Genomic DNA, 1,193 nt, shown 5'->3' with positions numbered 1-1,193 from the left:
AGCCGGCATACGAGATGGTACTCCGTCTCGTGGGCTCGGAGATGTGTATAAGAGACAGCAGATATACTGGCTCGTGCGTTCTTATTGCATAGTCGGACGGCAGCGGCGGTTCGGTCAAGCAGGTCGATGGCGGCAGATGGCAGGCTTCGCTCCTTAAAATATCGTTTGGAGAGTGCGATTGAGTCTTTAATACACGCATCTGAGATTCTCAGCTCGTAATAGTTTTCAATCCTTTTTTTATGTAATTGTATGGCATTTTCCAGTGTAGTCGTATCCAGTTCTTCAATCTTTATGATGTCAAGACGCCCTTCTATCGGATGTTTTTCGATGTTCTTCCGGTAAGAGTCGTTCGTGAGTGTGAGAACAAGATTTGCGGCTCCCTCGCTGATTTGCGCACTTAATATGTTGACAAGCGTGGATGCCTTGCCTGATGCGCTGTTCTCCAAAAGAACCTGTAAATCATCAATCACCAGCACAGCTTGTTCCAATTGGTTGAGCTTGTGCATCAGATTGACAACTTTTTGTGCTATCTCCGTTTCAGACGAGGTTGATGCGAGCAATTTTGCCGTATTGAGTCCGACAATAGATATTTGCTTTAACATCTCGTCTTCATTCTCACAAATATCTTTGACAAAGGCGTTGATGATGGAACTCTTTCCGATACCGGATTCACCGACAATCAGTATCCCCTTGTTCTCTGATCGTTCGAGGCATTCTAAAATAGTACGGACCTCTTTTTCCCTACCGACGACGAAGCCACCGGCATTGATGGTTTCTTGGTTTTTCAGGTTGTCGGCATAAGGAACGCTTGCTGTTATCTGCATTTCCTCTCCCTGATAAGAATACAACGGGGTAAGGGCATTGTAGTGGGACAATATGTCATTTTCCGAAATATCCAGCATCTCTATCTGCTGATGCGAATACACGACACCTTCACGTAATATGGCGGTAAACACACAGATGGAGTCTATGGAATCCGCTCCTAATTTAATTTTAGACCGTTCGGACTCATCCAAGACTTTCGACAGTTCTTCGTCAGGTTCCACTTCTTCTGTGGAAGTGCCACTGGACCTATACATTTCGCGATGGGTGTCAAACCATTCCATTATGTAGCCGACATCCTTCTGCATCGAGGATAAAATCTGTCTCTTATACACATCTCCGAGCCCAAGAGACGGAGTACCATCTCGGAT

At 45.4% G+C, this 1,193-nt stretch carries 1 pseudogene; it reads right to left on the bottom strand.

What is annotated here, in order from left to right:
• Positions 1 to 1,193 (bottom strand): annotated as a pseudogene (locus ABUA47_RS24765) (AAA family ATPase); the annotation flags it as partial.

The organism is Bacteroides sp. RTP31139st1_H2_RTP31139_211217, assembly GCF_040227615.1.
GTDB classification, from domain to species: domain Bacteria; phylum Bacteroidota; class Bacteroidia; order Bacteroidales; family Bacteroidaceae; genus Bacteroides; species Bacteroides uniformis.
Note: the sequence above shows the minus strand (reverse complement) of the source record. Positions and strands in the feature narration are given on the sequence as shown.